Here is a 23,664-nt window from a genome sequence, read left to right on the forward strand (position 1 = left end):
GCGACTTCCGGGGCCCCCGGAAGATCGATAAAATTTGCCAACCGACAACGGTCGTCGACCGCGAAGGGATCCGCGTGAGTACCAGCGAGGCCGCTGTGCGAGAGCGCCTGACCAGGGCTCTTCAGGAGCGCGACGAGGAAATCGCCGATCGCTGGGTCGAGCTGCAGATGGAGCAGGCCCTGCTTGACACCGACATCGGCGAGGCCGAACTGCGCGAGGAGGCCGACGCCTTGATCGAGGCGCTGGTTCCCGGCCTGCAGAGCGGGGTGCCGGTGGACCGGGTGGTGACCTCCACCCCGGGGCTGCACGAGGCCGTGGTGGGGCTGTCGATGCGCCGGGCGCGGGCGGGGGCCACGCCGACGGCGACCTCGCTCGCGGTGCTCGCGCTCAAGGAGGCGCTGCTCAAGGCGGTGCAGCGGGACACCCGGGACGCCGAGGAGCTGTTCGCCTCGGCCGTCTTCATGAACCGGCTGCTGGATGTGGCCGGGGTGCTGTCCTTCGAGACGTATGTGGAGGGCCGGGAGGAGATCATCCGCCGGCAGAGCCAGCAGTTGATGGAGCAGTCGACACCGGTGGTGCGGCTGTGGCGGCAGGTGCTGGCGGTGCCGCTGATCGGCACGCTGGACACCGCCCGGACCCAGGTGGTGATGGAGAATCTGCTCCAGGCCATCCAGGACCATGAGGCGCTGGTCGCGATCATCGACATCACGGGTGTGCCGACGGTGGACACCGCCGTCGCCCAGCATCTGATGCAGACCGTCAACGCGGTGCGGCTCATGGGCGCGGACTGCGTGATCAGCGGGGTCCGCCCCTCGATCGCCCAGACCATCGCCCAGCTCGGCATCGATCTGTCCACCATCCTCACGCGGGGGACACTGGCCGACGCGCTGGCCGCCGCGATCAAGCTGATCGACGGGCCCGGTCCCGACGGTGACGAAGGAGACGGCCGGTGACCGGTCAGCCTCAGCCCGGCGTTCCGATTCTGCGGCTGGGAGATGTCCTGGTCACGGGCCTGCTCAACGAGCTCGACGACCGGACCGCCATCGCCTTCACCGAGGAGCTCACCGAGCGGATCTCGGCCGAGGGCGCCCGTGGGGTGCTCATCGACATCTCCCGGCTGGAGGTCATCGACTCCTTCGTGGCCCGGACGCTGATGGAGCTGACCACGGTGGCCCGGCTGCTGGGGGCCCGGGTGATCGTGGCCGGGATGCGACCGCCGGTGGCGATCACCCTGGTCGAGCTGGGCATCGAACTGGTCGGTGTGGAGACCGCACTCAATCCGGAGCAGGGGCTGGCCGCGCTGGGGTGGCGGCAGGCCCCGCAGCCCCTGGAAGGGGCCCGACGTGGCACTGCCCGGTGAATCCACCCTCGCCTCCCACGGACCCAAGCGGCCCGCTCGGGCGGAGAGCCGGCGCCCGCCCGCGCCGGCCACGTATCCGGTGCGCACGGAGGAGGACCTGCTGACGGTCCGCCACGCGGTGCGCGCGGCCACCATCGCGGTGGGCTTCGGCCTGGTGGACCAGACCCGTGTGGTCACGGCCGCCAGCGAGCTCGCCCGTAACGCCTATGTCCACGGGGGCGGCGGCACCGTCACCCTCGACTATCCGCGCGAGCCCTCCGGACGGCGGGGGCTGCGGCTGACCGTCAAGGACGAGGGGCCGGGCATCGCGGACCTCGAGGCGGCGCTCACCGACGGCTTCACCACCGGCTCGGGCCTGGGCCACGGGCTGGGCGGCGCCCGGCGGCTGATGGACGAGTTCACGGTGCGCACCGGCCCGGGCGAGGGCACCGTCGTGGTCGTCACCCGCTGGGCGGTCCGGTGACCCGTCCGTTCACGGTGCCCACCGCCCAGGTGCGCGTCGACCACCACAGCGCCGTGCATCTGGCCGCCGAGACGGCGCGTGCGGTGGCCCGGGACTGCGAGCTGCCGGGGGCGCTGCCCGATCAGGCGGCGGTGATCGCCTCGGAGCTGGCGACCAACCTGGACAAGCACGCCAGCGACGGGACGCTCTACGTCCAGCCGCTGCCGCTGGGCCACGGGGTGGAGATCCTCGCCGCCGACCGTGGCCCCGGTATGCACGACCCCGAGCGCTGTCTGGCCGACGGCTACACCACCTCCGGCACGTTGGGGGTCGGGCTCGGCGCCGTCAAAAGGATGGCGACCCACTTCACCATGCGCAGCGCCGACGGCACCGAAGCGGGCACCTGGGCCTGCGCCCGCCTCACCGCGCCGGGCGAGCAGCGGCCGGAGTGGCAGGGGGTGGGCGCGATCTGTCTGCCCGCCGAAGGGGAGGAGGGCTGTGGCGACGCCCGCGGGATCGTCGACACGGACACCGCCCGCACCGCGGTCGTCCTCGACGGCCTCGGCCATGGCCGGGCCGCCGAGGAGGCGGCCCAGGCGGCGCTGCGGACCTTCCACACCGACCCCGACCGGCCGCTGCCGGACGCGCTCACCCGGATGAACCGGGCCCTGCGGCACACCCGCGGGGCCGCCGTGGGGCTGCTGCGGCTGCACCACGATCGCGCCGACTACTGCGGCATCGGCAACATCCGCGCCCTCGCCCTGACCCCGGGCGGGGTCGAGCACCGGCTGATCGGACAGCCCGGGATCGTCGGCTGGGGCATGCCCACCCCGCGCGTCCACGGCTTCCCGCTGTCCCAGGGCGCCACGGCGGTGCTGCACAGCGACGGTATAGACGCCCGCTGGGCGCTGGACCCGCCCCCTGCCGTGCTCCGTCTTCCGCCGTCCCTGCTGTCCGCCGCACTCGCCCATGGCCATCGCCGCGTCCGCGACGACGCCACGGTGCTCGCGGCCAGGTCACCCTTAAGGCTTCCATGACGACGAGGAACCTCACCTGCGCCACGACGGCCGGGCTCAGCCGGGCCGTTCGGGCGCTGGCCCGGGAGCACGCCCTGGACCCGGAGGTCCGGGGGCGCCTTGTGCTGTCCGCCGCCGAGGCCGCCGGGGCGGCGCTGCGCGCCGGGCGGGAGACCGGCCTCGAGTGGGCGTACGACCCGGGCGCAGGGCTGCTCACGGTGGTGCTGCGGACGCCGGGCGATACGGGGCCGGCGGCGGGGCTGCCGATGGCCCCCGACGCGGTGACCGAGGACGAGGTGGTCTGGCGCCTCCCGGCGGGCCCGCCGGTGGACGACGCCGAGGAGGCCCCCGGCGACGACGCCCTCGCCGCGGAGGAGTTGCGCGCCGTTCTGGCCGCCGCCGACGCGCTCACCGCCGAGCACCGCCGCCTCAAGGACGAACTCGAGGAGACCAACAGCGGGGTGCTCGCGCTCTACGTCCAGCTCGACGAGCGGGACAAGCAGTTGCGCACCGCGCACGGCCAGACCCTGCGGGAGCTGGAGGACGCGCTGCGCCCGCCGCTCATCGAGGCCGACGGTCTCGAACTCGCCGTGCACTACGAGCCGGCCGGCACCGACGCGCCGACCGGCGGGGATCTGTACGACTGGTTCGTGCTGCCCGACGGCACCGTCCACATCACCATCGTGGACGCCCTGGGCCATGGGGTGACCAGTACGCGCAGCGCGCTCAACGTCACCCACGCGGTGCGCACCCTCGCCCTGGAGGGCCACCGCCTCCAGTCGATCGTGGCCCGCACCGACGAGATCCTGTACCCCTTCGACCGGGCCGTGATGGCCACCGTGCTGCTCGCCCGGATCGATCCCGTCACCGGTGAGCTGTGGCTGGCCAACGGGAGCCATCCGCCCGCGCTGTTGCTGCGCCGCGACGGAACGGCCCGCTATCTGGAGGCCCGGGGGCGCGGGATCGGCTTTCCGCTGCCCGGGAGCGAGACCCCGCTGACCGAGCGGCTGGCCCCCGGGGACCTCCTCCTGCTCTACACCGACGGGCTCACCGAGAGCCGCCGGGACCCGATCGAGGGCGAGAGGCGCCTGATCGAGGCCGCGCACAAGCATCTGCAGAGCCCGATCGAGGAGGTCCCCGGCGCCATCGCGGAGGATATGCACACGGTGATCCTGCATCCGGATGACACCCTCGCGCTGGCGGTGCGGCTCACCGGTCAGTGATCGGCGGCCGGGCCGAAGCGCTGCCGCGGGATACGGCCCCGCTGAAGATCTCGCTGGCGGGGGACCGGGGGCGGGAGCGGGCGCTCGTCGTGCGGCTGTGCGCGCACGAGTTGCTCGAACAGGGGCCGCGCCGCGACCAGGGCCTCCCGCATCCGCTCGGTGGCGGCTTCGGCGGTCTGACCCTCGTGCACCTGTGCCGCCATGGCGTGCAGTCGGCGGTAGCCGTCGATCTCCCCGGGGTGACGGATGGACAGCGCGTCCATCCGCTTGCCGTCGGACTCGGCCGGATAGCCGCGGTCGACGGCCAAGGCGCCCAGCAGCCGGTCGGCTTCGCGCAGCGCCCACCCGGGAGAGTCCACGAATCGCTCCTGCACTCCCGCCCACCGCGCCGCGTACTGCTCCCTGGCTTCCGAGGGCAGGCTTCGGACCGGCAGTTCGCCCTTGCGGCCCTGCCGGACCGAGGGGGCGATCACAAGGCCGGCAATGGCGGCCAGGGCCGCCACCAGGATGATGAGCGTGACAGTTGACATCGCTATGCCTTCCGCAGAGTCTTCCTCGCTCGAGGCTGGTATCACCGAGTGTTACCGGTGATCTCCGCGGCAAACACCGCACCTATGACTCACGTCTCTCAATTGTCTGTGATGGGGGAGATGATGGTGAGGTCGCCGGTGCCGGTGAGGTGGGGCCGGACACCGTGGGTGACCGGGAAGAGGTCCGTTTTGTTGCGGTCCACAATGTCGCCCACGATGCGGCCGATCGGGATCGGGATCTCGGACCCGGCGGACTTATGGAGCGTCAGGGTCCAGGCGGCGACGCCCTCGTCGTCCGTACGGGCCTGCTGGATCCGCTCGTACGGGACGGTGAAGCGGAACCGGCCGCCGTCCAGCGCCGTGGCACCGGTGAGGAACGAGCGGGCCGGACCGCGGGACGGAGTGGCCACCGCGGTCGGGGCGGCGCCGGGCCCGAAGCGCGCCCCGTACAGGGTGCCTTCGACGGCGAGCCCCTCGGCGTCCATACGGATCACCCGGGCCTCGGCGTGGACCGGGCGCCGCCAGGCGCGCAGCGCGAGAAAGCCGTCGACGGTGGCGTAGGGGATCCACCAGGCGACGGGCGAGCCGGGCAGCGGCTCCAGGTCCAACAGCCCGCGCCCCTCGGCGAAGCGGCAGCCGACCCGGCGGCGGACGCCATCGGAGCGGCGGACCACATGCAGATCCCAGCGGCCCTCGGCGAGATCGAGCGTCGCGCGGTCGAGCGTGGCCGTCCAGGGCTCGGACGGCGCGATGCCCGCCGGGGGCAGAAGCGGAACGCGGAGCGGCGCCTCGTCGCTCTTCCGGCGGGTGACGGTCAGTTCGAGCCCGCCGCCGCGCACCTCGGCGGGCTCCAGCAGCACCGACAGATTTCCCTCGGCGGTGACCCGGCAGGACGCGATGGGCCGCAGCGGCCTGCGGACCAGCTGCTTGACCGCGCCCTTGAGGGTGACGGCCAGCGGCGTCCCGGTCGCCCGGCCGCGCAGGGGCGTGACCGTACGGCGCCGCCCGGCCGGGGCCTCGGTGCCGCGGGCGGTGTGGAGTTCCTCGATGAGCCGCTCGTAGGAGGCCGCCACGCGCTCCGGGGCGTACCGCCGCGCCGCGATACGGGCCGCCTCGCCCATCGAGCGGCGCAGTTCGCCGTCCTCGATCAGGGTCAGCAGTCCCTTGGCGATCCCGTCGGCGTCGCCGAGCGGCACCAGCAGCCCGTCCCGGCCATCGGTGATGATCTCGCCCGGCCCGTGCGGGCAGTCGGTGGCGACCACGGGCACCCCGCAGTGCATCGCCTCGACGATCGTCATGCCGAAGGACTCCTCGCGGGAGGTGACGGCGGCGATCGCACCCTTGGCCCACTCGGTCTCGATGGGGGAGTGGGCGCCCATCAGGGTGATGTGATCGGCCAGCCCGAGCTTGTCGATCTGACGGCGCAGCGCGGGGAGTTGGGGGCCGCGGCCGTAGATGCGCAGCCGCCAGTCGGGATGTTTGGCGGCGACCGTCTCCCAGGCGGCCACCAGCAGGTCGTAGCGCTTGACCGGGATCAGCCGGCCCGCGGCCACGACCAGTTTGGCGCGGCCGTCGGAGGGCTCGATCCCAGTGGCGGGCACCCCGTTGGGCAGGGCGGTCAGCCGGGTGGTGACACCGGGGAGGTGGGCCCGGTGGGTGGCCGCGTCGGCCTCGGAGACCGAGGTGTACGCGTCGAGATGGGGTATGGCGGCGTCGCAGGCGGCACGGATCTCGGCGCGGTGGGTGCCGTAGAGGCGGTGCTCCTGGCCGATCCGCAGAAAGCGGCCGGTGCGGCCGAGCGCGGCGAGGTAGATGACCAGGCCGGGGCGGGTGGCGATGACGACATCGGCGTCGGTGCGGTCGAGATGGCCGGCGACCCGTTCATCGGTGAGGGCGTTGAAATTGGTGGTGCCCCTGGCCTCGGCGTCCGGGACATGGGCGCTGGGCCGCGACAGCAGCGGATGGCCGAGGTCGCCCGCCCGGACGCCGTCGTCGTGGGGGCGCAGGTCGATCAGGGGTCTGAGCCGTACGGCGGGGTGGAGGGGGAGGTTCGGGGTGTCGATGGTGCGGATCAGGGAGACGATCTCCACGGTGTGGTGAGCGGCGAGAGCCCCGGCCACATTGAAGGTCGACCGGATGGTGCCACCGATGCCATAGGCGTTGTGGAGCAGGAAAGAAATCTTCATGGTGATGTACGCGCGGCGTAGCTGATCCGCCGCGGCGTGCCCTCCCCTCCGAGGCCGTGCTTCGTTCTGGTTCCGAACCAGGCTGCATTGGGCCGATATGGGGCCGGTGTGATGCCGGTATGAAGCCAGTAAGGACCGATCGGTCGGTAAGACTGGTCTGGGCCGCGAAGGTTGCTTATGCGCATGGTGATATGGGAACCACCACATTCGGGAAAGGGAGTACAACCCTCCCGGTGGTCTGGGAGTCTGCGGGGTGTCCGTGCGGTGGCCGTACGGGCCCGATATCGACCAGGGGTGGACAGAGAAATGAACGAGTCCGGTGCGAAGCGGACCATGGGCGCGGCCATCGCGGCGGTGGCGGCGCTGGGGCTGATGACCGGATGCGGCAGCGACTCCGGCGACGGGAAGTCCGACGGCGCCAAGCAGGACGACAAGCCCGCGAGCACCGCCCCGGCCGCGAAGCCGCTGTCCGCGTCCGCCCTGGAGCGGGCCGCCCTGACCAAGGGCGAGGTCAAGGGGCTCGAAGTCCAGAAGATGACGGACAAGGAGGTCAGCGAGGGCGGCTCGGCCAAGTCCGCGAAGGCCGATTGCCAGCCGCTGGCCGCGCTGATGGGCACCCGCTACGACCCGGCGCCCAAGGCCAGCGTCCACCGCGCCTACGCCACCGACCTCACCAAGGCGAAGGTCGGCGGCGCCGGCCTGATCCGCATCTCCTCCTACGGGCCGGGCGACGCCGAGCGGACGGTGAAGGACCTGCGCGAGGCGGTGACCGCCTGCCGGGGCGGCTTCCCGGCCGAGGACGGCACCGGGGCGAAGGCGGACGTCACGAAGGTGACACCGCTCGACGCGCCGAAGCGCGGGGACGAGGCGGTGGCCTTCAGCCTGCATGACGCGGGCAAGGAGAACGCCGTCATCAAGTTCACGGTCGTGCGGACGGGGCCGCAGGTGACGGTGTTCTTCGGGGTCAACATCGCGGACCCCGCGAAGTCCGAGATCCCGGCCGCGCTGGTGGACGCGCAGGTGGCAAAGGTGGAGAAGGCGACGCGGGGCGCCGCGTCGTAGCGGATTCCCGGTGCCCCCGGCGGGGGGACCGGGGGCTCAGTCGGCGGCGGCTCAGTTGCCGGTGGTGGCGGCCGCCTCCGCCGATGCCTGGGCGCTGCCGCGGGCCAGGATGCGGCGGAAGGTGTAGTCGGCCACATCGCGCCCGGCCTGGAGGGCGGCGGTGTCCGACGCCGTGACCGCCTTGCCCGACGTATAGCCGGAGATCGTGAAGTAGGCGTACCGCCCGATCGCGTTCGCCGAGCTCTGACAGGCGGTCCGGCGACAGAAGGCCGGCACGCCCCCGCCGGTCAGCGAGGCGATATTGGGCTTGTACTGGTCCTTGGCCTTCTCGGCCGCCGCCGTGCCGTCGAAGACCGCGACGCCGACCGTCACCGCGACCCCGTCCCGGGAGAAGGTGGCCCGCAGCAGCTTGCGGCAGCCGTTGTTCGTCAGCACCGAGCCGAGCGCCCCCTGGGTGCCGGCGGCGCAGCTCGTCGTGGAGGCGGACGCCGCCTTGGTGTACGAGCGGTCGTCCTTCGCGGCGCGCTTCTCCGGGAAGAGGGTGACCGCGGACAGCGGCGCCTTGTCCCGCCGCGCGCTGGAGATGATGTCCAGCGGCTTCGGCGGCGCGGGCGGGGCGACATCGGAGAAGGTGGGCTCGGGCGCCGCCGACTCGCTGGGGAGGTCCTGGGGGGTGGGCAGCCCGCCGGCCGAGTCGCCGCCGCCCTTGTCCTTGTGGCCGCTGCTGACCACGGCGGTGGCGACGATCGCGGCGACGGCGGCGGTGGCCAGCGCCCCGCCGCCGATGAAGAGCAGCTTGCGGCGCCGGTTGCGCGCGGCTGACTGGTCGGCGAGCGCCGACCAGTCCGGTGTCGACGGCTGAGGCGGCTGAGATCCCCCGGGCCCGTAAGGCCCCCCTTGCCCAAAGCTCATGGCGCGCATCTTAGACCGGCCGGGTGATGCTTTGGACCCACCGGCGGGACGCCGGGCGCGGACCGTGCCCGGCCCGCGTCGGGGGCCCAGCCGCGGCGCGCGGGCGTTTTGACTCGCGGGGGTGTGTTGTGACGTTGCGATGTCCGCGTTCGGCCAGGATGGCCGTGGTGCCCCTGTGGGCAGGCGCCCCCGGCGGTGGACGGAGCTTCTGTGAGGCGTGCGGGCTCGGGCGGCGCTCCAGGGGTGCGGGCCGCGATCGCATACGGTTGGCGGATCCATCCGCAAGCGCGGGGGCGTTTTGACCCGCGGTGGGGCGGGCCGGTATTCTGCCAGTTCGTTATGCGTATTGGCTTGCTCGTTCTCACGTGAGAGGCCGTTACGCCGGTCCACCGGGCCGATGACCAGCGGCAGGCACTCGGATGCGTCACCGAGGTGCGGCCAAGGCTGTCGTGATCGTCCGGGTGGCCTTGTCCGGACCCGTCCCCTCGGTCCTAGCGGATCCGGGGAGACCCCACTCACTGAAGAAGCGAAGGCTACGACCGTGCGTACGTTCAGCCCCAAGCCCGGCGACGTCCAGCGTCAGTGGCACGTCATCGACGCCACCGATGTTGTTCTCGGCCGTCTGGCCACTCAGGCCGCCACCCTCTTGCGGGGCAAGCACAAGCCGGTGTACGCGCCGCATGTCGACACTGGTGACTTCGTCATCATCATCAACGCCGACAAGGTGCACCTCTCCGGCAACAAGCGGACCCAGAAGATGGCGTACCGCCACTCCGGCTACCCGGGTGGTCTGCGCTCCATCCGCTACGACGAGCTGCTGGAGAAGAACCCGGAGAAGGCCGTCGAGAAGGCCATCAAGGGCATGCTCCCCAAGAACACCCTGGGCCGTCAGATGCTCTCGAAGCTGAAGGTGTACTCGGGTGACCAGCACCCGCACGCCGCTCAGCAGCCGGTCCCGTTCGAGATCACCCAGGTCGCGCAGTAGTCCCGGCCACCCCTTACGACGAAGAGAATCTGAGGAGCATCGTGGCCGAGACCACCGCCGAGACCCCCATCGAGGTCGAGGAGTACACCACCGAGAGCGTTGAGACGGTCGAGTCGGAGTACACCTCCGAGTCGCTCGCTTCCCGCTTCGGTGACCCGCAGCCGGCCGCCGGCACCGGGCGTCGCAAGAACGCCGTGGCGCGCGTCCGCATCGTGCCGGGCAGCGGGCAGTGGAAGATCAACGGTCGTACTCTCGAGGAGTACTTCCCCAACAAGGTTCACCAGCAGGAAGTCAACGAGCCCTTCAAGGTGCTCGAGCTGGACGACCGCTACGACGTGATCGCCCGCATCGCGGGCGGCGGCGTGTCCGGCCAGGCCGGTGCGCTCCGTCTGGGCATCGCCCGCGCGCTGAACGAGGCGGACGTGGACAACAACCGCGCCCCCCTCAAGAAGGCCGGCTTCCTGACCCGTGACGACCGCGCCACCGAGCGTAAGAAGGCCGGTCTGAAGAAGGCCCGCAAGGCGCCTCAGTACAGCAAGCGCTGACGCCCATCGCGGCACCGCTGCTTCACCCGAACGCCCCGGCGGCACCACCTGTGCCCCGGGGCGTTCGGCTATCGCCACCAGGGGGCGTATACCTACAAGCAAGCTTCTGCCCCCCAGCTCGTAACTTCGGAGGACACCAGTGGGACGACTCTTCGGTACGGATGGTGTGCGCGGCGTCGCCAACGTCGATCTGACGGCTGAGATGGCGCTCGGCCTCTCGGTAGCGGCGGCGCATGTGCTCGCCGAGGCGGGAACCTTCGAGGGCCACCGGCCGGTGGCGGTGGTCGGGCGGGATCCGCGAGCGTCCGGGGAGTTCCTGGAGGCGGCCGTGGTGGCGGGGCTGGCCAGCGCCGGAGTGGACGTCCTGCGGGTCGGCGTGCTGCCCACGCCGGCCGTCGCGCATCTGACCGGGGCGCTGGACGCGGACCTCGGGGTGATGCTCTCCGCGAGCCACAACCCGATGCCCGACAACGGGATCAAGTTCTTCGCCCGCGGCGGCCACAAGCTGGCCGACGAGCTGGAAGACCGTATCGAGACCACCTACCGCTCGCATGCCTCCGGTGAGCCGTGGGACCGGCCGACGGGCGCCGGGGTGGGCCGGCTCCGGCCCTACGAGGAGGGCTTCGACGCCTACGTGGCCCATCTGGTCGGCGCCCTCCCCAACCGGCTCGACGGCCTCAAGGTCGTCATCGACGGCGCTCACGGCGCCGCCGCCCGGGTCTCCCCGGAGGCGTTCGCACGCGCCGGGGCCGAGGTCGTCACGATCGGCACCGACCCGGACGGCCTCAACATCAACGACGGCTACGGCTCCACCCACCTCGCCCGGCTCCAGGCCGCCGTCGTGGAGCACCGCGCGGACCTCGGCATCGCCCACGACGGGGACGCCGACCGCTGTCTCGCGGTGGACGCGAGTGGCCGCGAGGTCGACGGCGACCAGATCCTCGCCGTCCTGGCCCTGGCCATGCGCGAGGCGGGCGAGCTGCGGGGGGACGCGGTGGTCGGCACCGTGATGTCCAACCTCGGCTTCAAGCTGGCCATGAAGCGCGAGGGCGTCGAGCTGGTCCAGACGGCGGTCGGGGACCGCTATGTCCTGGAGGAGATGAAGACCCGCGGCTACGCGCTCGGCGGCGAGCAGTCCGGCCATGTGATCGTCCTCGACCACTCCACCACCGGTGACGGCACGCTCACCGGTCTGCTGCTGGCGGCCCGCGTCGCCGCGACCGGCCGCACCCTGGCCGACCTCGCCGCCGTCATGGAGCGACTGCCCCAGGTGCTGGTCAACGTCCCCGACGTGGACAAGTCCCGCGTCGCCTCCAGCGCCGACCTGGCCGCGGCCGTCGCCGAGGCGGAGCGCGAGCTGGGCGAGACCGGCCGAGTACTCCTCCGCCCGTCGGGCACGGAGCCGCTGGTGCGGGTCATGGTCGAGGCCGCCGACATCGAACAGGCCCGCTCGGTCGCCGGACGCCTGGCGGACGCGGTGAAGTCGGCCCTGGGCTAGCGGATCTCTCCCCTCCCCGCCCGTCCCGCAGATCGCTGCTGCGGGAAGGGGCGGGGCGGGGCGGGGGAGGCTACCCCCGCCGCCCCCACAAAACCTTCTGCACGCCCAACGTCAGCGTCCCCGCCACCACGATCCCCACCAGATTCAGCAGCAACTGCTCCGTAGAGCCCCACATCTGCTCGATCTCCCCATACCCGAGCGCCACCGCCGCGTTGGCCGCCGCCGGCACCGTTGTCACCGAGATCGCCACACCCACCAGCGCGCCGGACTTCGCCGAGGTCAGCGAGAGCGTTCCGGCGATTCCCGCGAGCACGGCGACCACGAACGAGAACATGTCCGGCTTCCAGATGAAGTCCGTGTTCGGCCGGGCGGCGTCCAGCATCTCCCTGCTGAAGAGACCCAACGCGTCCATCACCACGCCGAAGCCGGTGGTCAGCGCCATCGCCGCCGCGAACCCGACCAGCAGCGCGATCGCCGAGCGGGCGGCCAGCCGCGGCGCGCGCCGCACCAGCGCGGTGCACAGCCCCGCCAGCGGCCCGAACTCCGGGCCCACCGCCATCGCGCCGACGATCAGGATCGCGTTGTCCAGCACCACACCGCATGCCGCGATCATCGTCGCGATGGCGAGGAAGGCGAGGTAGGTGACCGAGAGGGTGGACTCCTCATGGGTGGCGTCGGCCAGGTGCTCCCACAGGACCGCGTCCGCACCCTCGCCGGGCGCCTCCTCCTCCGCCCTGTCGGCGCGCTTGGACAGCGACAGGTCGATGTTCTCCACCGCGATCGACCCGGTCTCGTCCAGCCCCAGCTCACGCAGCTCGCCCAGCAGACCGTCCCCGGCCTCGCGCGCCACGTCGCACATGACGACGTCCCCCGCGGGGTTGCGGGCGGCGCCCGGCAGCACCACAAGATGGGTGGTGCCGACCGTCTTCTCGACGGCACGCACCACCGCCTCGGTGCGGTCGGCGGGGACGATCAACCGCAAGTGCAGCATCGCGTACGCTCCTCACAGCTTGCGCAGGGACAGCCGCTGGACCTTGTGGTCCGGCCCCTTGCGCAGCACCAGCGTCGCCCGGCCCCGCGTGGGCTGGACGTTCTGCTTCAGATTGGGCTTGTTGATGGTCCGCCAGATCATCCGGCCGTAGTCCAGCGCCTCCTCCTCGGAGACCTGGGTGTACTTGCGGAAGTACGAGGACGGGTCCAGGAAGGCCGTTTCGCGCAGCTTCCTGAAGCGTCCCAGGTACCAGCGCTCGATGTCCTCGGTCCGGGCGTCCACGTACACGCTGAAGTCGAAGAAGTCCGCGAGCCCCACCCGGGTCAGCCCGTCGTTCCCCGGCAGCGCGGGCTGCAGCACATTGAGCCCCTCGACGATCAGGATGTCGGGGCGGTGCACGGTCTGCCGCTCGTCCGGCACGATGTCGTAGATCAGGTGTGAGTAGACCGGCGCCGACACCTCCGCCCGGCCCGCCTTCACATCGGCGACGAAGCGGGTCAGCGCCCTGCGGTCGTAACTCTCGGGGAACCCTTTACGGGACATCAGCCCGCGGCGCCGCAGCTCGGCGTTGGGGTACAGAAAGCCGTCGGTGGTGATCAGCTCCACCCGCGGATGCTCGGGCCACCGAGCCAGCAGCGCCTGGAGCAGCCGGGCGGTGGTCGACTTGCCGACCGCGACGCTGCCCGCCACGCCGATGACGAAGGGCGTACCGGGCTGGGCGCCGTTGCCCCGCTTGGTGTCGCCGAGGAAGGTGTTGAGCGCGCCGCGCAGATTGCCGGTGGCGGCCACGTAGAGGTTGAGCAGCCGGGACAGCGGCAGATAGACGTCCCGCACCTCTTCGAGGTCGATGACGTCGCCGAGTCCCCGCAGCTTCTCCACCTCGTCGGCGGTCAGCGGCAGCGGGGTCTTGTCCCGCAGCGCGCTCCACTCGGCGCGGGACAGATCCACATACGGGGTCGCCTCGCCGCTCCGCCGCTGCGGGCCGCGCACGGTGCGCGCCTCGCGCGCGCTTGACGTGATCACCCCCTCATTGTCATGCCAGGGACCGGCCGAGTGACCGGTGCCCCGGCGTGGGGTCGGTCACCCCGGCCCGGGGCCGGGGGTCGTACGCTGCGTCCATGTGCGGAATCGTTGGTTATGTGGGAGGGCAGTCGGCCCTCGATGTCGTCCTCGCCGGACTCAAGCGGCTGGAGTACCGCGGCTATGACTCGGCGGGCGTCGCCGTGCTGGCCGATGGCGGGCTGGCGGCCGCCAAGAAGGCGGGCAAGCTGGCCAACCTGGAGAAGGAGCTGGCCGACCGACCACTGCCCACCGGCAGTACCGGCATCGGCCACACCCGGTGGGCCACCCACGGCGGCCCGACCGACGCCAACGCCCATCCGCACCTGGACAACGCGGGCCGGGTCTCGGTCGTCCACAACGGCATCATCGAGAACTTCGCCGCGCTCCGCGCCGAGCTGGCCGAGCGCGGCCACGACCTGGCCTCCGAGACCGACACCGAGGTCGTGGCGCATCTGCTCGCCGAGTCGTTCTCGTCCTGTAGCGACCTCGCCGAGGCGATGCGGCAGGTCTGCCGCCGCCTGGAGGGCGCCTTCACTCTGGTCGCGGTGCACGCGGACGCGCCCGATGTGGTGGTCGGGGCGCGCCGCAACTCGCCGCTGGTAGTCGGCGTCGGGGAGGACGAGGCGTTCCTCGCCTCCGACGTGGCAGCCTTCATCGCCCACACCCGCGAGGCCATCGAGCTGGGCCAGGACCAGGTCGTGGAGGCCCGCCGGGAGGGTGTGGTCGTCACCGACTTCGACGGGGCGCCGGCCGAGGTCCGCCCGTACCACGTGGACTGGGACGCCTCCGCCGCCGAGAAGGGCGGCTACGACTACTTCATGCTCAAGGAGATCGCCGAGCAGCCGAAGGCCGTCGCGGACACCCTGCTCGGCCGCATCGACCTGGCCGGGAACCTCTGCCTGGACGAAGTGCGCATCCCCGCCTCGGTGCTGCGCGAGGTCAGCAAGGTCGTGATCGTGGCGTGCGGAACGGCCTACCACGCCGGCATGATCGCCAAGTACGCCATCGAGCACTGGACCCGGATCCCCTGCGAGACGGAGCTGGCCAGCGAGTTCCGCTACCGCGATCCGATCCTGGACCAGCGGACGCTGGTGATCGCCATCTCCCAGTCCGGCGAGACCATGGACACCCTGATGGCGCTGCGGCACGCGCGGGAGCAGGGCGCGAAGGTGCTGGCCATCTGCAATACGAACGGCTCCACCATCCCGCGCGAGTCGGACGCCGTGCTCTACACCCACGCCGGGCCCGAGGTCGCCGTCGCCTCCACCAAGGCGTTCCTCACCCAGCTCGTGGCCTGCTACCTGGTGGCGCTCTACCTGGGCCAGGTGCGCGGCACCAAGTGGGGCGACGAGATCCTTTCCGTGATCCGCGAGCTGTCGGAGATCGCGACCCAGGTGGACCAGGTCCTGGAGACCATGGAGCCGGTGCGCGAGCTGGCCCGCACCCTGGCGGACAAGAACACCGTCCTGTTCCTGGGCCGTCACGTGAGCTACCCGGTCGCCCTGGAGGGCGCGCTCAAGCTCAAGGAGCTCGCGTACATGCACGCCGAGGGCTTCGCGGCGGGTGAGCTGAAGCACGGGCCGATCGCGCTGATCGAGCAGGATGTGCCGGTCGTGGTAGTCGTCCCATCGCCGCGCGGGCGGTCGGTGTTGCACGACAAGATCGTCTCCAACATCCAGGAGATCCGGGCGCGCGGCGCCCGCACGATCGTCATCGCCGAGCGCGGGGACGAGACGGTGGCCCCGTACGCCGACCATCTGATCGAGATCCCCGCCACGCCCACGTTGCTGCAGCCCCTGGTCGCCACCGTGCCGCTGCAGGTCTTCGCATGCGAGCTGGCCACGGCGCGCGGCAACGAGGTCGACCAGCCGAGGAACCTCGCCAAGTCGGTGACCGTGGAGTGACCCGACGGATGACGGCGTGATCGTCGGCGTGGGCATCGACGTGGCCGGTATCGACCGTTTCGCGGAAGCGCTGGAGCGCACCCCGGGGATGGCCGACCGGCTGTTCGTCGAGCGCGAGCTGTGGCTGCCGAGCGGGGAACGCCGTGGCATGGCCTCGCTGGCGGCCCGCTTCGCGGCCAAGGAGGCGCTGGCCAAGTCCCTGGGCGCGCCCGGCGGCCTCCGCTGGACCGATGCGGAGGTCCTGACCGAGCCCAGCGGCCGCCCCCGCCTCTCCGTCCGCGGCACGGTCGCCGTATGCGTGGAGCGGCTGGGGGTGCGGGGGCTGCATGTCTCACTGAGCCATGACGCGGGGGTCGCGTCGGCGGTGGTGATCGCGGAGGGGTGAGGGTTCCGCTGGGTGCGCGTTCCGCTGGGTGCGGGTGCGGGTGCGGATGCCGGTGCGGGTGTGTGGTGGTTGCTGGGGTGCGCGGTCGGTTGTGTGGTGGGTGGCGGGGGTGGGGCCTCCGGTGCGGCGCCCTGGACCGCATATTTACGGCGCCGGTGCCCGGGGGCGTGGGGTGGGCCGGGGATTGGCGCCACAAATATGCGAAAGCGTCCAGGACACCACCCCTGCGACCCCACCCCCTCCCGTCTCGTCGGCGGCCACCCGCCGGTGGCACCGGGCGCCTGTCCGGCTCACGTTCAGCCCGGGGGCCGGATGTCGGGTGGGTGCGACCCCGCCCCCTCCCGCCGTCTCGCGGCCACCCGCCGGTGGCACAAGGGCGCCTGCCTGTTCCGTGTTCGGCCCGGGGGCCGGGTGTCGGGTGGGTGCGACCCCGCCCCCTCCCGCCGTCTCGCGGCCACCCGTCGGTGGCCCCCTGCCCCGGCCCGATTCCGGAGCGCCTGGTGGCGGGTCGTCAGGCGGGCACGGGCTGGGGTGCGGGGGTGGTGAGGCGCCCGTTACGGGCCAGGGCGCGCACGGCCGCCGCGCAGCCCAGACCGGTGGCGGTCAGCACCAGCCAGGGCAGCCAGGTGACGTTGTGGCGTTGGGCGTGGTCCCAGATCGCGCCGGTGGCCAGGTTCCCCAGGGTGATGCCGAGACCGGAGACGGTGTTGTAGAGCCCGTAGTGGGTGGCCACCAGGCGGTCCCCGGCGAGGGAGACGACGGTGTCCATCTCGAAGGGGTAGACCACCGCGCTGCCCACCGCGAGTAGTGTCACGGCGGCGGCGAGCGCGGCCACGACCGCCGCGCCGGCGGACGGCGTCAGGGCGAGCGGGAGGAACGCCAGGCCCATCACGGTGAGCCCGCGGACCAGGGCCTGGTCCGCGCTCCAGCGCCGCTTGGCCCAGCCGGTCAGCCACAGCTGTCCGGCCACCGCGACGGCGGCGGAGAGCACGAACAGGCCGCTGGTGGCCTTTGTGCCGTCCGTGCCCAGCGCCCGGTCGGCGGCGAGCGGGAGTGCCAGGTAGACCTGGAACGTCAGCACGTAGGAGCCGATCATCGCGGCGGAGAACAGCAGGAACGGTCGGTTGGCGACGACCGTGCGCCACTGCGCCAGCACCCCCGCGCCGCCCGCCGCTGTCTCGCCGGCGTGGCGGGCGGGCAGGGCCCGCCACTGCAGAACGCTCAGCAGCGCGAAGATCAAAGCCGCGCTCGTGCACACGAGGCGGAAGTCGGCGGCCAGCAGCGCGAGGCCGACCAGCGGGCCGAGCAGCATCCCGGCCTGGTAGAAGACGTTGAACGTCGCGAACGCCTCCACCCGCCGCGTCCCCGCCTCGGCCGCGAGGTAGGCGCGGACGGCGGGGTTGAACAGCGCGCCGGCGAAACCGGTGGCTGCCGAGGCGATCACCAGGGCGGGCAGCGCATCCACCCAGCCCAGCAGCGCGAACCCGCCGGTCCGCAGCAGACATCCGGCCATGATCGGAGCCTTGTAGCCATAGCGGTCGGCGAGGGTCCCGCCGATCAGGAACATGCCCTGCTGGGAGAGGTTGCGCACCCCGAGGACCAGGCCGACGGCCCAGGCCGCCAGGCCCAGGTCCCCCGTCAGATGGGCGGCGAGGTAGGGCATGAGCATGTAGAACGCCAGATTGATGGCGAACTGGTTCGCCATCAACAGCTGGGCGCTGGGCGGGAAGGAGCGGGTGCTGCGCCACAGGGCCTTCATCGCCGCACCCCCGCCGTGGTGTGGGTGAGGTCGGCTAGCGGGTCGGTCACAGTGGTGCACCGGGTCCAGGAGGTGACCGTCCGCTCCCGGGGGTGGGCGATCTCCTGCGGTGCGTCGGGCGGGAAGTCGTGCAGCAGACCGTGTTCGCGGCAGTAGGTCTCACAGAAGACGGTGCCGGTATACCGCTGGGGTCCGTCGGGGAAGATCGCGGCGATCCGGGCCTCGGCAGGCAGGACCCCTGCGAGCCAGCGGGCGGTCAGCGCGACCGCGCCCACGCTCCAGCCGCCGGTGGCGTAGTGGCAGCGGGCCAGCCGCCGAGCGGCCCAGACCGCTTCGGGGGCGGCGACCCAGTGGACCTCGTCGAAGAGGTGGTAGGCGACGTTGCGGGGATGGATGCTGCTGCCCAGGCCGCGCATCAGCCGCGGGGCAGCGGGCTGGCCGAAGATGGTGGAGCCGGTCGTGTCCACGCCCACCACCTTCAGGTCGGGGAAGAAGCCGCGCAGCACCGAACCGACCCCGGCCGAGTGGCCGCCGGTGCCGACGCTGACCACCAGGGCGTCGATCCGCCCGAGCTGGGCGACCAGCTCATGGGCCAGCGGCCGGTAGGCGGCCACGTTGTCGGGGTTGTGGTACTGGTCCGGGCACCAGGTGTCCGGGCGGGCGGCCAGCAGTTCGGCGACCTTGTCCCGGCGGGCCTGCTGCCAGCCGCCGACCGGATGCGGTTCCGCCACGACGTGGACGGTGGCGCCGTAGGCGGCCAGCAGACTGCTCATCATCGGCTCCATGCCGGGGTCGGTCACCACCGTGACGGGGTGGCCGAAGGCGTTCCCGGCCAGCGCCAGTCCGAGGCCCAGGGTGCCGGAGGTCGATTCCACGATAGGGGCACCGGGCAGCAACTCGCCCCGGCCGCAGGCGGCTTGGACCATGTAGAGGGCGGTGCGGTCCTTGATCCCGCCGGGGTTGGCGCCCTCCAGCTTGGCCCAGAAGCCGCGGCCCGGGGCGGCGAACGGCTCGCCCACCCACAGCAGCGGGGTGTTGCCGACCAGCCCGGCCGGGGTCCGCACGCTGGGTGCGGTCGCGGCCAGCAGGCCGGCGGGAGGGCAGGGGGAAGTCACAGCGGTGATGGTGTTCATCGGCGTCTCTTTCGACGGCCCGCCCCGCGACGGGGCCGGCCGCTCGGGTTGGAGAAGAAGATGGCCTGCGTACCGCCGCGGACACGTGAACGGCGACGATGTGCGTCCCGCTCCGCGCGCGGCGGCGCGGCCGCTTCTAGATCCGCCAGACCCCCAGTACCGCCCGGCGCTCGGCGGGCGGCGCCCTCTTGCCTCCGCCCGCTCCCGCCTGCCAACCGGGCGGCGGCAGGTCATCCGAGGCGAACGCGGCGCCGGAGGCGGCCACCGCGGCGGGAAACACCAGGGGGCAGTCCTGCTGGACCCAGCCGGGCTCGTCCCCGTCGTGACAGCGCGAGGCGGCATCGCCGTCCGCCGTCCAGGGATGGTCGCCGGTCGCGACGGGCGCCGTCACCGCCGAGCGGACAGCACTCAGCGAATCCACGCCGCCCATCCGCTGGGGCCCGTGCGCACAGACAAGGAGATGGACCAACGTGGCCAGCGCCGTGACCAGCCCGGCCAGGGCCCACCACCCGGTCCGGCCGCCACGGTGCGGCACTCCGACAGTCACATCGCTCAAAGTAACCGATCAACTGCATAAGGTGCTTGTTAGGTCGAGGCCCCTCCCTCTCATGAGTGATCGCCTACGCCGTCAGGCCAGCACGTCCCGCCACGTGTCCGTCAGCGCCGTCGAGACGTCGTACGCCGCGATGGGCGCGCCATGCGGGGTCGTGGCGCGGCGGGCGGCGAGGCCGTGGAGGTAGGCGCCGACGGAGGCGGCATCGCGGGCGGGGAGGCCCGTGGCGAGCAGGGAGCCGATCAGTCCGGAGAGCACATCGCCGCTGCCCGCCGTGGCCAGCCAGCCGGTGCCGGTGGGGTTGACGCGTACCGGCTGGTGCTCGGCGGCGATCAGCGTGGTGGACCCCTTCAGGAGCACGGTCGCGCCGTAGCGTTCGGACAGGGCCCGCACGGCGGCGAGGCGGCCCGACTCGACCTCCTCGCGGCTCACGCCGAGCAGCGCCGCGGCCTCGCCCGCATGCGGGGTGAGGACGGTCGCCGCCTCGCGTTTGCGCAGGTCGCTCCCGGTGGGCAGCAGGTGGAGCCCATCGGCGTCGACCAGGACCGGGACGTCGGAGGCGAGGACGTCGTCCAGGGAGTGCTTGGCCGCCGCGCCGTCGCCGAGGCCGGGGCCGACGACCCACGACTGGACGCGGCCCGCCTTGGCCGGGGGCCCGGTGTGGACGAGGGTCTCGGGGAAGCGCGAGATGACGTCGTCGGCAGCGGGGCCGACGTAGCGCACCGCCCCCGCGCCGCCCCGCAGCGCGCCCGAGACGGCCAGGACGGCCGCGCCCGGGTAGCGGGCGGAGCCCGCGACGACGCCCACCACGCCGCGCCGGTACTTGTCGCTCTCGGGCGTGGGCCGGGGCAGCAGCGCCGCCACGTCCTCGTGCTGCAGCGCCTCCACGTCGGGGTCGGCCGGGAGATGGGCGTCCAGGCCGATGTCGATCAGCCGCAGGGCGCCCGCGTGAGTGTGGGCGGGGTCGATGAGCAGCCCCGGCTTGTACGCGCCGAAGGTGATCGTGGCGTTCGCGCGCACGGCGGAGCCGCGCACCTCGCCGGTGTCGGCGTCGACCCCGCTGGGCAGGTCCACGGCGACGGCGATACCGCGCACCGCCCGGACCAGCCGCTCCGCGTCGGGCCGCAGCCCGCCCTTGCCGCCGATGCCGACGATTCCGTCGATGACGAGATCGGCGCGCGCGACGGCCGCTTCGGCGCGGCCGTCCGCCGCCGCGCTGCCGCCCGCTGCCGGGCCACCGCCTGTCGCCGCGCTGCCGCCCGCCGCCCCGCCACCGGCGGTCACCACCCGCCCGCCCGCCGCCCGCAAGGCGGCAAGGCCGCCCCCGTGCGCCCGTTCGGGGTTGAGCAGCACCGCCGTGACCCCGGCGCCGCGGCGGGCCAGCCGGGCGCCCGCGTAGAGCGCGTCACCGCCGTTGTCGCCGCTGCCGACGAGCAGGGCCACCCGGGAGCCGTACACCCGGCCCAGCAGATCGGCGCACGCGGCCGCGAGCCCCGCCGCCGCGCGCTGCATAAGCGCTCCTTCGGGCAGCCGCGCCATCAGTTCGCGCTCGGCGGCCCTTACGGTTTCCACGCTGTAGGCAATCCTCATGCTCTTAGTCTCCCGAACAGAGGGCACTCCGTGCGTGGAAGCACACACTCCGGTCGGCTGATCGGCCTGAGAGACTGACGGAGATGGACGAGACACCTATGCGCGCCCGTGCCGTGGTCGATCTGGCCGCCCTACGGGCCAACGTAAGGGCGCTGCGCGACGCGGCGCCCACGGCCGAGCTGATGACCGTGGTCAAGTCGGACGCCTATGGCCACGGCATGATCCCGTGTGCGCGCGCCGCCCGTAAGGCGGGCGCGAGCTGGCTGGGCACGGCCACGCCCGAGGAGGCGCTCGGGCTGCGGGCGGCGGGGGACACGGGCCGGCTGATGTGCTGGCTGTGGACGCCCGGCGGGCCTTGGCGGCAGGCGATCGAGGCGGATATCGACGTTTCGGCCAGCGGGCTGTGGGCGCTGCGCGAGGTCGTCGCGGCGGCCCGCGCGTGCGGCCGTACGGCGCGGCTCCACCTCAAGGCGGACACCGGGCTCGGCCGTAGCGGCTGCCAGCCCGCCGACTGGCCCGCCCTGGTCGACGAGGCCCGCGCGGCCGAGGCCGAAGGGGCCATTCGGGTGACGGGGCTGTGGTCCCACTTCGCCTGCGCGGACGAGCCGGGCCATCCGTCCATCGGTGCCCAGCTGTCGGTCTTCCGCGAAATGGTGGCGCACGCCGAACAGGCGGGGCTGCGGCCGGAGGTGCGCCATCTGGCCAACTCCCCGGCGACCCTGACCGTGCCCGAGTCCCACTTCGACCTCGTCCGGACCGGCATCGCCACCTACGGCATCTCCCCGAGCCCCGAACTCGGCACGGCCGCCGACTTCGGCCTGCGGCCGGTGATGACGCTCTCCGCCGCGCTCGCCTCCGTCAAGCGGGTGCCGGGCGGGCACGGCGTCTCCTACGGGCACCGCTATGTGACCCCCGGCGAGACGACCCTCGCGCTGGTGCCCGTCGGATACGGGGACGGCATTCCGCGCCATGCCTCGGGCACCGGCCCGGTGCTGGTCGCGGGAAAGTGGCGGACCATCGCGGGTACGGTCGCCATGGACCAGTTCGTGGTGGACTTGGGCGGGGACACCGCCGCCCCGGGGGACGAGGCGGTGCTGTTCGGTCCGGGTGACCGGGGCGAGCCGACCGCCGAGGACTGGGCACGTGCCGTGGGCTCGATCGCCTATGAGATCGTGACGCGAATCTCGGCCCGGATCCCCCGCGTTTATGTAGGTGAGGACGGGGGCACAGGGAACTGACCATGGGCGACGAGAGCATGGCCGGCAGTACGGCAGAGATGGCGACGAGAGTCGCGGCGGGGGCCACAGCCGTGAGCTGGCGCCGGGGCGCCGGATTCGCGGGAGCCACGATCGGCGTGCTCGCGGCGGGGGCGGCCGCGGGCGTCGCGCTCGAGCGGCTGACGGTCGGCCGCGGCGTACGACGCAAGGCCCGGCTCGCACTGGACGCCGAGGGCCCGTACGGCACCCTGCGCGGCACCCCGGGCAGGGCGATCGCCGACGACGGCACCGAGCTCTACTACGAGGTCGAAGAGGTGCGGGAGAACGCCGCCGCGCCCTCGCCGCGGCGCAAGCGGCGGTTCGGGCGCCGCACCCCCACCCCCGTCACCATGGTCTTCAGCCATGGCTACTGCCTCGGCCAGGACTCCTGGCACTTCCAGCGCTCCGCGCTGCGCGAGGTGGTCCGCACCGTCTACTGGGACCAGCGCTGCCACGGCCGCTCGGCGCGCGGCTGCGCCCAGGCGGACGGTGAGGCGATCAGCATCGACCAGCTCGGCCGCGATCTGAAAGCGGTCATAGACGCGGCCGCGCCCGAGGGCCCGCTGGTGCTGGTCGGCCACTCCATGGGCGGGATGACGATGATGGCGCTCGCCGCGCAGTACCCCGACCTGGTGCGCGAGCGCGTGATCGGCGCGGCCTTCATCGGCACCTCGGCGGGCCGGCTGGGCGAGGTCAGCTTCGGCCTCCCGGTGGTCGGGGTGAACGCGGTGCGGCGGGTGCTGCCGGGGCTGCTCAAGGCGCTGGGCTGGCAGGCCGACCTGGTCGAGCGGGGGCGGCGGGCGACCGCCGATCTCTTCGCGGGGCTGATCAAGCGCTATTCGTTCGGCTCGAAGGACGTGGACCCGGGGGTCGCGCGGTTCGCCGAGCGGCTGATCGAGGCGACGCCGATCGATGTGGTGGCGGAGTTCTACCCGGCGTTCATCGCCCACGACAAGGCGGCCGCGCTGCCGCACTTCGACGGGCGGCCGGTGCTGGTGCTCGCGGGCGACAAGGACCTGATCACCCCGATGGAACACAGCGAGGCGATCGCGGAGCTGCTTCCCGGGGCTGAGCTGGTGATCCTCGAAGAGGCCGGGCATCTGGTGATCCTCGAGCATCCCGAGGTGGTCAACGGCCACCTGACCGAGCTGCTCTCACGGGCCGTGGACGGGGCGGGCGACCGGGCGAAGTGGGGCGTGTCGGGCTGAGGAGCGGGGGCCCGCTTGGCCTGTCCGACCGCCCGGCCAGGGCGTTCGTACCGGTCCGCGCCGG

At 72.7% G+C, this 23,664-nt stretch carries 22 protein-coding genes; 13 read left to right on the forward strand and 9 right to left on the reverse strand.

All coding sequences use genetic code 11. The features are described 5' to 3' along the window. Positions 1-74: 74 nt before the first annotated feature. The 5 genes from CGL27_RS27900 to CGL27_RS27920 all read left to right on the forward strand — a co-directional run bounded on the left by CGL27_RS27900 (position 75) and on the right by CGL27_RS27920 (position 4,041). Positions 75-953 carry an STAS domain-containing protein gene (locus CGL27_RS27900; RefSeq protein WP_119990734.1) on the forward strand — a complete coding sequence of 293 codons (879 nt, stop codon included), beginning with the start codon at positions 75-77 and terminating at the stop codon, positions 951-953. Next, positions 950-1,360, forward strand: a complete 411-nt coding sequence (locus CGL27_RS27905; protein ID WP_119990736.1) for an STAS domain-containing protein — start codon at positions 950-952, stop codon at positions 1,358-1,360. Before CGL27_RS27900 ends, CGL27_RS27905 begins: the two co-directional genes overlap by 4 nt. A 79-nt stretch (positions 1,361-1,439) precedes the next feature. Then, complete coding sequence (locus tag CGL27_RS27910; RefSeq protein ID WP_078647582.1) at positions 1,440-1,823, forward strand: ATP-binding protein; 384 nt, start codon at positions 1,440-1,442, stop codon at positions 1,821-1,823. Next, the gene (locus CGL27_RS27915) at positions 1,820-2,839 is read left to right on the forward strand and encodes a SpoIIE family protein phosphatase (RefSeq protein WP_119990740.1); all 1,020 of its coding nucleotides are present in this window, start codon (positions 1,820-1,822) and stop codon (positions 2,837-2,839) included. The genes CGL27_RS27910 and CGL27_RS27915 overlap by 4 nt, the downstream gene beginning before the upstream one ends. Continuing rightward, the gene (locus tag CGL27_RS27920) at positions 2,836-4,041 is read left to right on the forward strand and encodes a PP2C family protein-serine/threonine phosphatase (RefSeq protein WP_119990742.1); all 1,206 of its coding nucleotides are present in this window, start codon (positions 2,836-2,838) and stop codon (positions 4,039-4,041) included. The genes CGL27_RS27915 and CGL27_RS27920 overlap by 4 nt, the downstream gene beginning before the upstream one ends. Here the strand turns inward: CGL27_RS27920 and CGL27_RS27925 are convergent. Both CGL27_RS27925 and CGL27_RS27930 read right to left on the reverse strand, forming a co-directional pair. Further along, a complete protein-coding gene (locus CGL27_RS27925) occupies positions 4,035-4,571 on the reverse strand; it encodes a hypothetical protein (protein ID WP_119990744.1) in 537 nt (178 codons plus the stop codon). The two genes, CGL27_RS27920 and CGL27_RS27925, sit on opposite strands and share 7 nt — an antisense overlap. Positions 4,572-4,669: 98 nt before the next feature. Continuing rightward, positions 4,670-6,757, reverse strand: coding sequence for a glycosyltransferase (locus CGL27_RS27930; protein WP_119990746.1), 2,088 nt, complete (start codon positions 6,755-6,757; stop codon positions 4,670-4,672). 306 nt (positions 6,758-7,063) lie between these two features. Between CGL27_RS27930 and CGL27_RS27935 the strand changes: the two genes are divergently transcribed. Then, positions 7,064-7,819, forward strand: a complete 756-nt coding sequence (locus tag CGL27_RS27935) for a hypothetical protein (RefSeq protein ID WP_119990748.1) — start codon at positions 7,064-7,066, stop codon at positions 7,817-7,819. Between the two features lie 51 nt (positions 7,820-7,870). Here the strand turns inward: CGL27_RS27935 and CGL27_RS27940 are convergent, their stop codons facing one another. Further along, on the reverse strand, positions 7,871-8,731 hold the full coding sequence (locus tag CGL27_RS27940; RefSeq protein WP_119990750.1) for a hypothetical protein: 861 nt from the start codon (positions 8,729-8,731) through the stop codon (positions 7,871-7,873). Between the two features lie 541 nt (positions 8,732-9,272). On the opposite strand from CGL27_RS27940, the gene rplM reads away from it, so the two are divergent. The 3 genes from rplM (at position 9,273) to glmM (ending at position 11,759) form a co-directional block, all read left to right on the forward strand. Next, positions 9,273-9,716, forward strand: coding sequence for a 50S ribosomal protein L13 (gene rplM / locus CGL27_RS27945; protein ID WP_078642932.1), 444 nt, complete (start codon positions 9,273-9,275; stop codon positions 9,714-9,716). A 41-nt stretch (positions 9,717-9,757) separates the two neighbouring features. Beyond that, positions 9,758-10,261 carry a 30S ribosomal protein S9 gene (gene rpsI / locus CGL27_RS27950; RefSeq protein WP_078642933.1) on the forward strand — a complete coding sequence of 168 codons (504 nt, stop codon included), beginning with the start codon at positions 9,758-9,760 and terminating at the stop codon, positions 10,259-10,261. A gap of 139 nt (positions 10,262-10,400) precedes the next feature. Further along, complete coding sequence (gene glmM, locus CGL27_RS27955; protein ID WP_119990752.1) at positions 10,401-11,759, forward strand: phosphoglucosamine mutase; 1,359 nt, start codon at positions 10,401-10,403, stop codon at positions 11,757-11,759. 70 nt (positions 11,760-11,829) lie between these two features. On the opposite strand, the gene CGL27_RS27960 is transcribed toward glmM, so the two are convergent. Further along, positions 11,830-12,750, reverse strand: a complete 921-nt coding sequence (locus tag CGL27_RS27960) for a DUF389 domain-containing protein (protein WP_119990754.1) — start codon at positions 12,748-12,750, stop codon at positions 11,830-11,832. Positions 12,751-12,762: 12 nt separating this feature from the next. Continuing rightward, on the reverse strand, positions 12,763-13,740 hold the full coding sequence (gene coaA, locus CGL27_RS27965) for a type I pantothenate kinase (protein WP_107439386.1): 978 nt from the start codon (positions 13,738-13,740) through the stop codon (positions 12,763-12,765). A 128-nt stretch (positions 13,741-13,868) separates the two neighbouring features. On the opposite strand from coaA, the gene glmS reads away from it, so the two are divergent. Together glmS and CGL27_RS27975 are read left to right on the forward strand one after the other, a co-directional pair. Further along, a complete protein-coding gene (gene glmS, locus CGL27_RS27970) occupies positions 13,869-15,716 on the forward strand; it encodes a glutamine--fructose-6-phosphate transaminase (isomerizing) (protein ID WP_119990756.1) in 1,848 nt (615 codons plus the stop codon). Positions 15,717-15,732: 16 nt separating this feature from the next. Then, a complete protein-coding gene (locus CGL27_RS27975; RefSeq protein ID WP_119990757.1) occupies positions 15,733-16,101 on the forward strand; it encodes a holo-ACP synthase in 369 nt (122 codons plus the stop codon). A gap of 511 nt (positions 16,102-16,612) precedes the next feature. Here the strand turns inward: CGL27_RS27975 and CGL27_RS27980 are convergent. The 4 genes from CGL27_RS27980 to CGL27_RS27995 form a co-directional block, all read right to left on the reverse strand. Beyond that, positions 16,613-17,860, reverse strand: coding sequence for an MFS transporter (locus CGL27_RS27980; protein WP_119990759.1), 1,248 nt, complete (start codon positions 17,858-17,860; stop codon positions 16,613-16,615). Beyond that, the gene (locus CGL27_RS27985) at positions 17,857-18,993 is read right to left on the reverse strand and encodes a PLP-dependent cysteine synthase family protein (RefSeq protein WP_119990761.1); all 1,137 of its coding nucleotides are present in this window, start codon (positions 18,991-18,993) and stop codon (positions 17,857-17,859) included. Before CGL27_RS27985 ends, CGL27_RS27980 begins: the two co-directional genes overlap by 4 nt. Positions 18,994-19,129: 136 nt before the next feature. Beyond that, complete coding sequence (locus CGL27_RS27990) at positions 19,130-19,540, reverse strand: hypothetical protein (protein WP_162953081.1); 411 nt, start codon at positions 19,538-19,540, stop codon at positions 19,130-19,132. Positions 19,541-19,621: 81 nt separating this feature from the next. Next, positions 19,622-21,136, reverse strand: a complete 1,515-nt coding sequence (locus CGL27_RS27995; RefSeq protein ID WP_119990765.1) for an NAD(P)H-hydrate dehydratase — start codon at positions 21,134-21,136, stop codon at positions 19,622-19,624. Positions 21,137-21,219: 83 nt separating this feature from the next. Here CGL27_RS27995 and alr point away from each other — a divergent pair, with 83 nt between their 5' ends. Beyond that, positions 21,220-22,374, forward strand: coding sequence for an alanine racemase (alr, locus tag CGL27_RS28000; protein ID WP_119990767.1), 1,155 nt, complete (start codon positions 21,220-21,222; stop codon positions 22,372-22,374). Between the two features lie 17 nt (positions 22,375-22,391). Next, entirely contained in the window at positions 22,392-23,600 is a 1,209-nt protein-coding gene (locus CGL27_RS28005; RefSeq protein WP_078647583.1) for an alpha/beta hydrolase, read from the forward strand. The last annotated feature ends 64 nt before the right edge of the window (positions 23,601-23,664 follow it).

It is taken from the genome of Streptomyces sp. 11-1-2, assembly GCF_003595545.1.
GTDB lineage: Bacteria > Actinomycetota > Actinomycetes > Streptomycetales > Streptomycetaceae > Streptomyces > Streptomyces hygroscopicus_B.

Bases quoted from the DNA above. Each gene is read 5' to 3' on its own strand.
- CGL27_RS27925 (WP_119990744.1), bottom strand. From the start codon at position 4,571: ATGTCAACTGTCACGCTCATCATCCTGGTGGCGGCCCTGGCCGCCATT.
- CGL27_RS27920 (WP_119990742.1), top strand. From the start codon at position 2,836: ATGACGACGAGGAACCTCACCTGCGCCACGACGGCCGGGCTCAGCCGG.
- glmS (WP_119990756.1), top strand. From the start codon at position 13,869: ATGTGCGGAATCGTTGGTTATGTGGGAGGGCAGTCGGCCCTCGATGTC.
- CGL27_RS27935 (WP_119990748.1), top strand. From the start codon at position 7,064: ATGAACGAGTCCGGTGCGAAGCGGACCATGGGCGCGGCCATCGCGGCG.
- CGL27_RS27995 (WP_119990765.1), bottom strand. From the start codon at position 21,136: ATGAGGATTGCCTACAGCGTGGAAACCGTAAGGGCCGCCGAGCGCGAA.
- CGL27_RS27960 (WP_119990754.1), bottom strand. From the start codon at position 12,750: ATGCTGCACTTGCGGTTGATCGTCCCCGCCGACCGCACCGAGGCGGTG.
- CGL27_RS27985 (WP_119990761.1), bottom strand. From the start codon at position 18,993: ATGAACACCATCACCGCTGTGACTTCCCCCTGCCCTCCCGCCGGCCTG.
- CGL27_RS27940 (WP_119990750.1), bottom strand. From the start codon at position 8,731: ATGAGCTTTGGGCAAGGGGGGCCTTACGGGCCCGGGGGATCTCAGCCG.
- CGL27_RS27930 (WP_119990746.1), bottom strand. From the start codon at position 6,757: ATGAAGATTTCTTTCCTGCTCCACAACGCCTATGGCATCGGTGGCACC.
- CGL27_RS28005 (WP_078647583.1), top strand. From the start codon at position 22,392: ATGGCCGGCAGTACGGCAGAGATGGCGACGAGAGTCGCGGCGGGGGCC.
- alr (WP_119990767.1), top strand. From the start codon at position 21,220: ATGGACGAGACACCTATGCGCGCCCGTGCCGTGGTCGATCTGGCCGCC.
- CGL27_RS27980 (WP_119990759.1), bottom strand. From the start codon at position 17,860: ATGAAGGCCCTGTGGCGCAGCACCCGCTCCTTCCCGCCCAGCGCCCAG.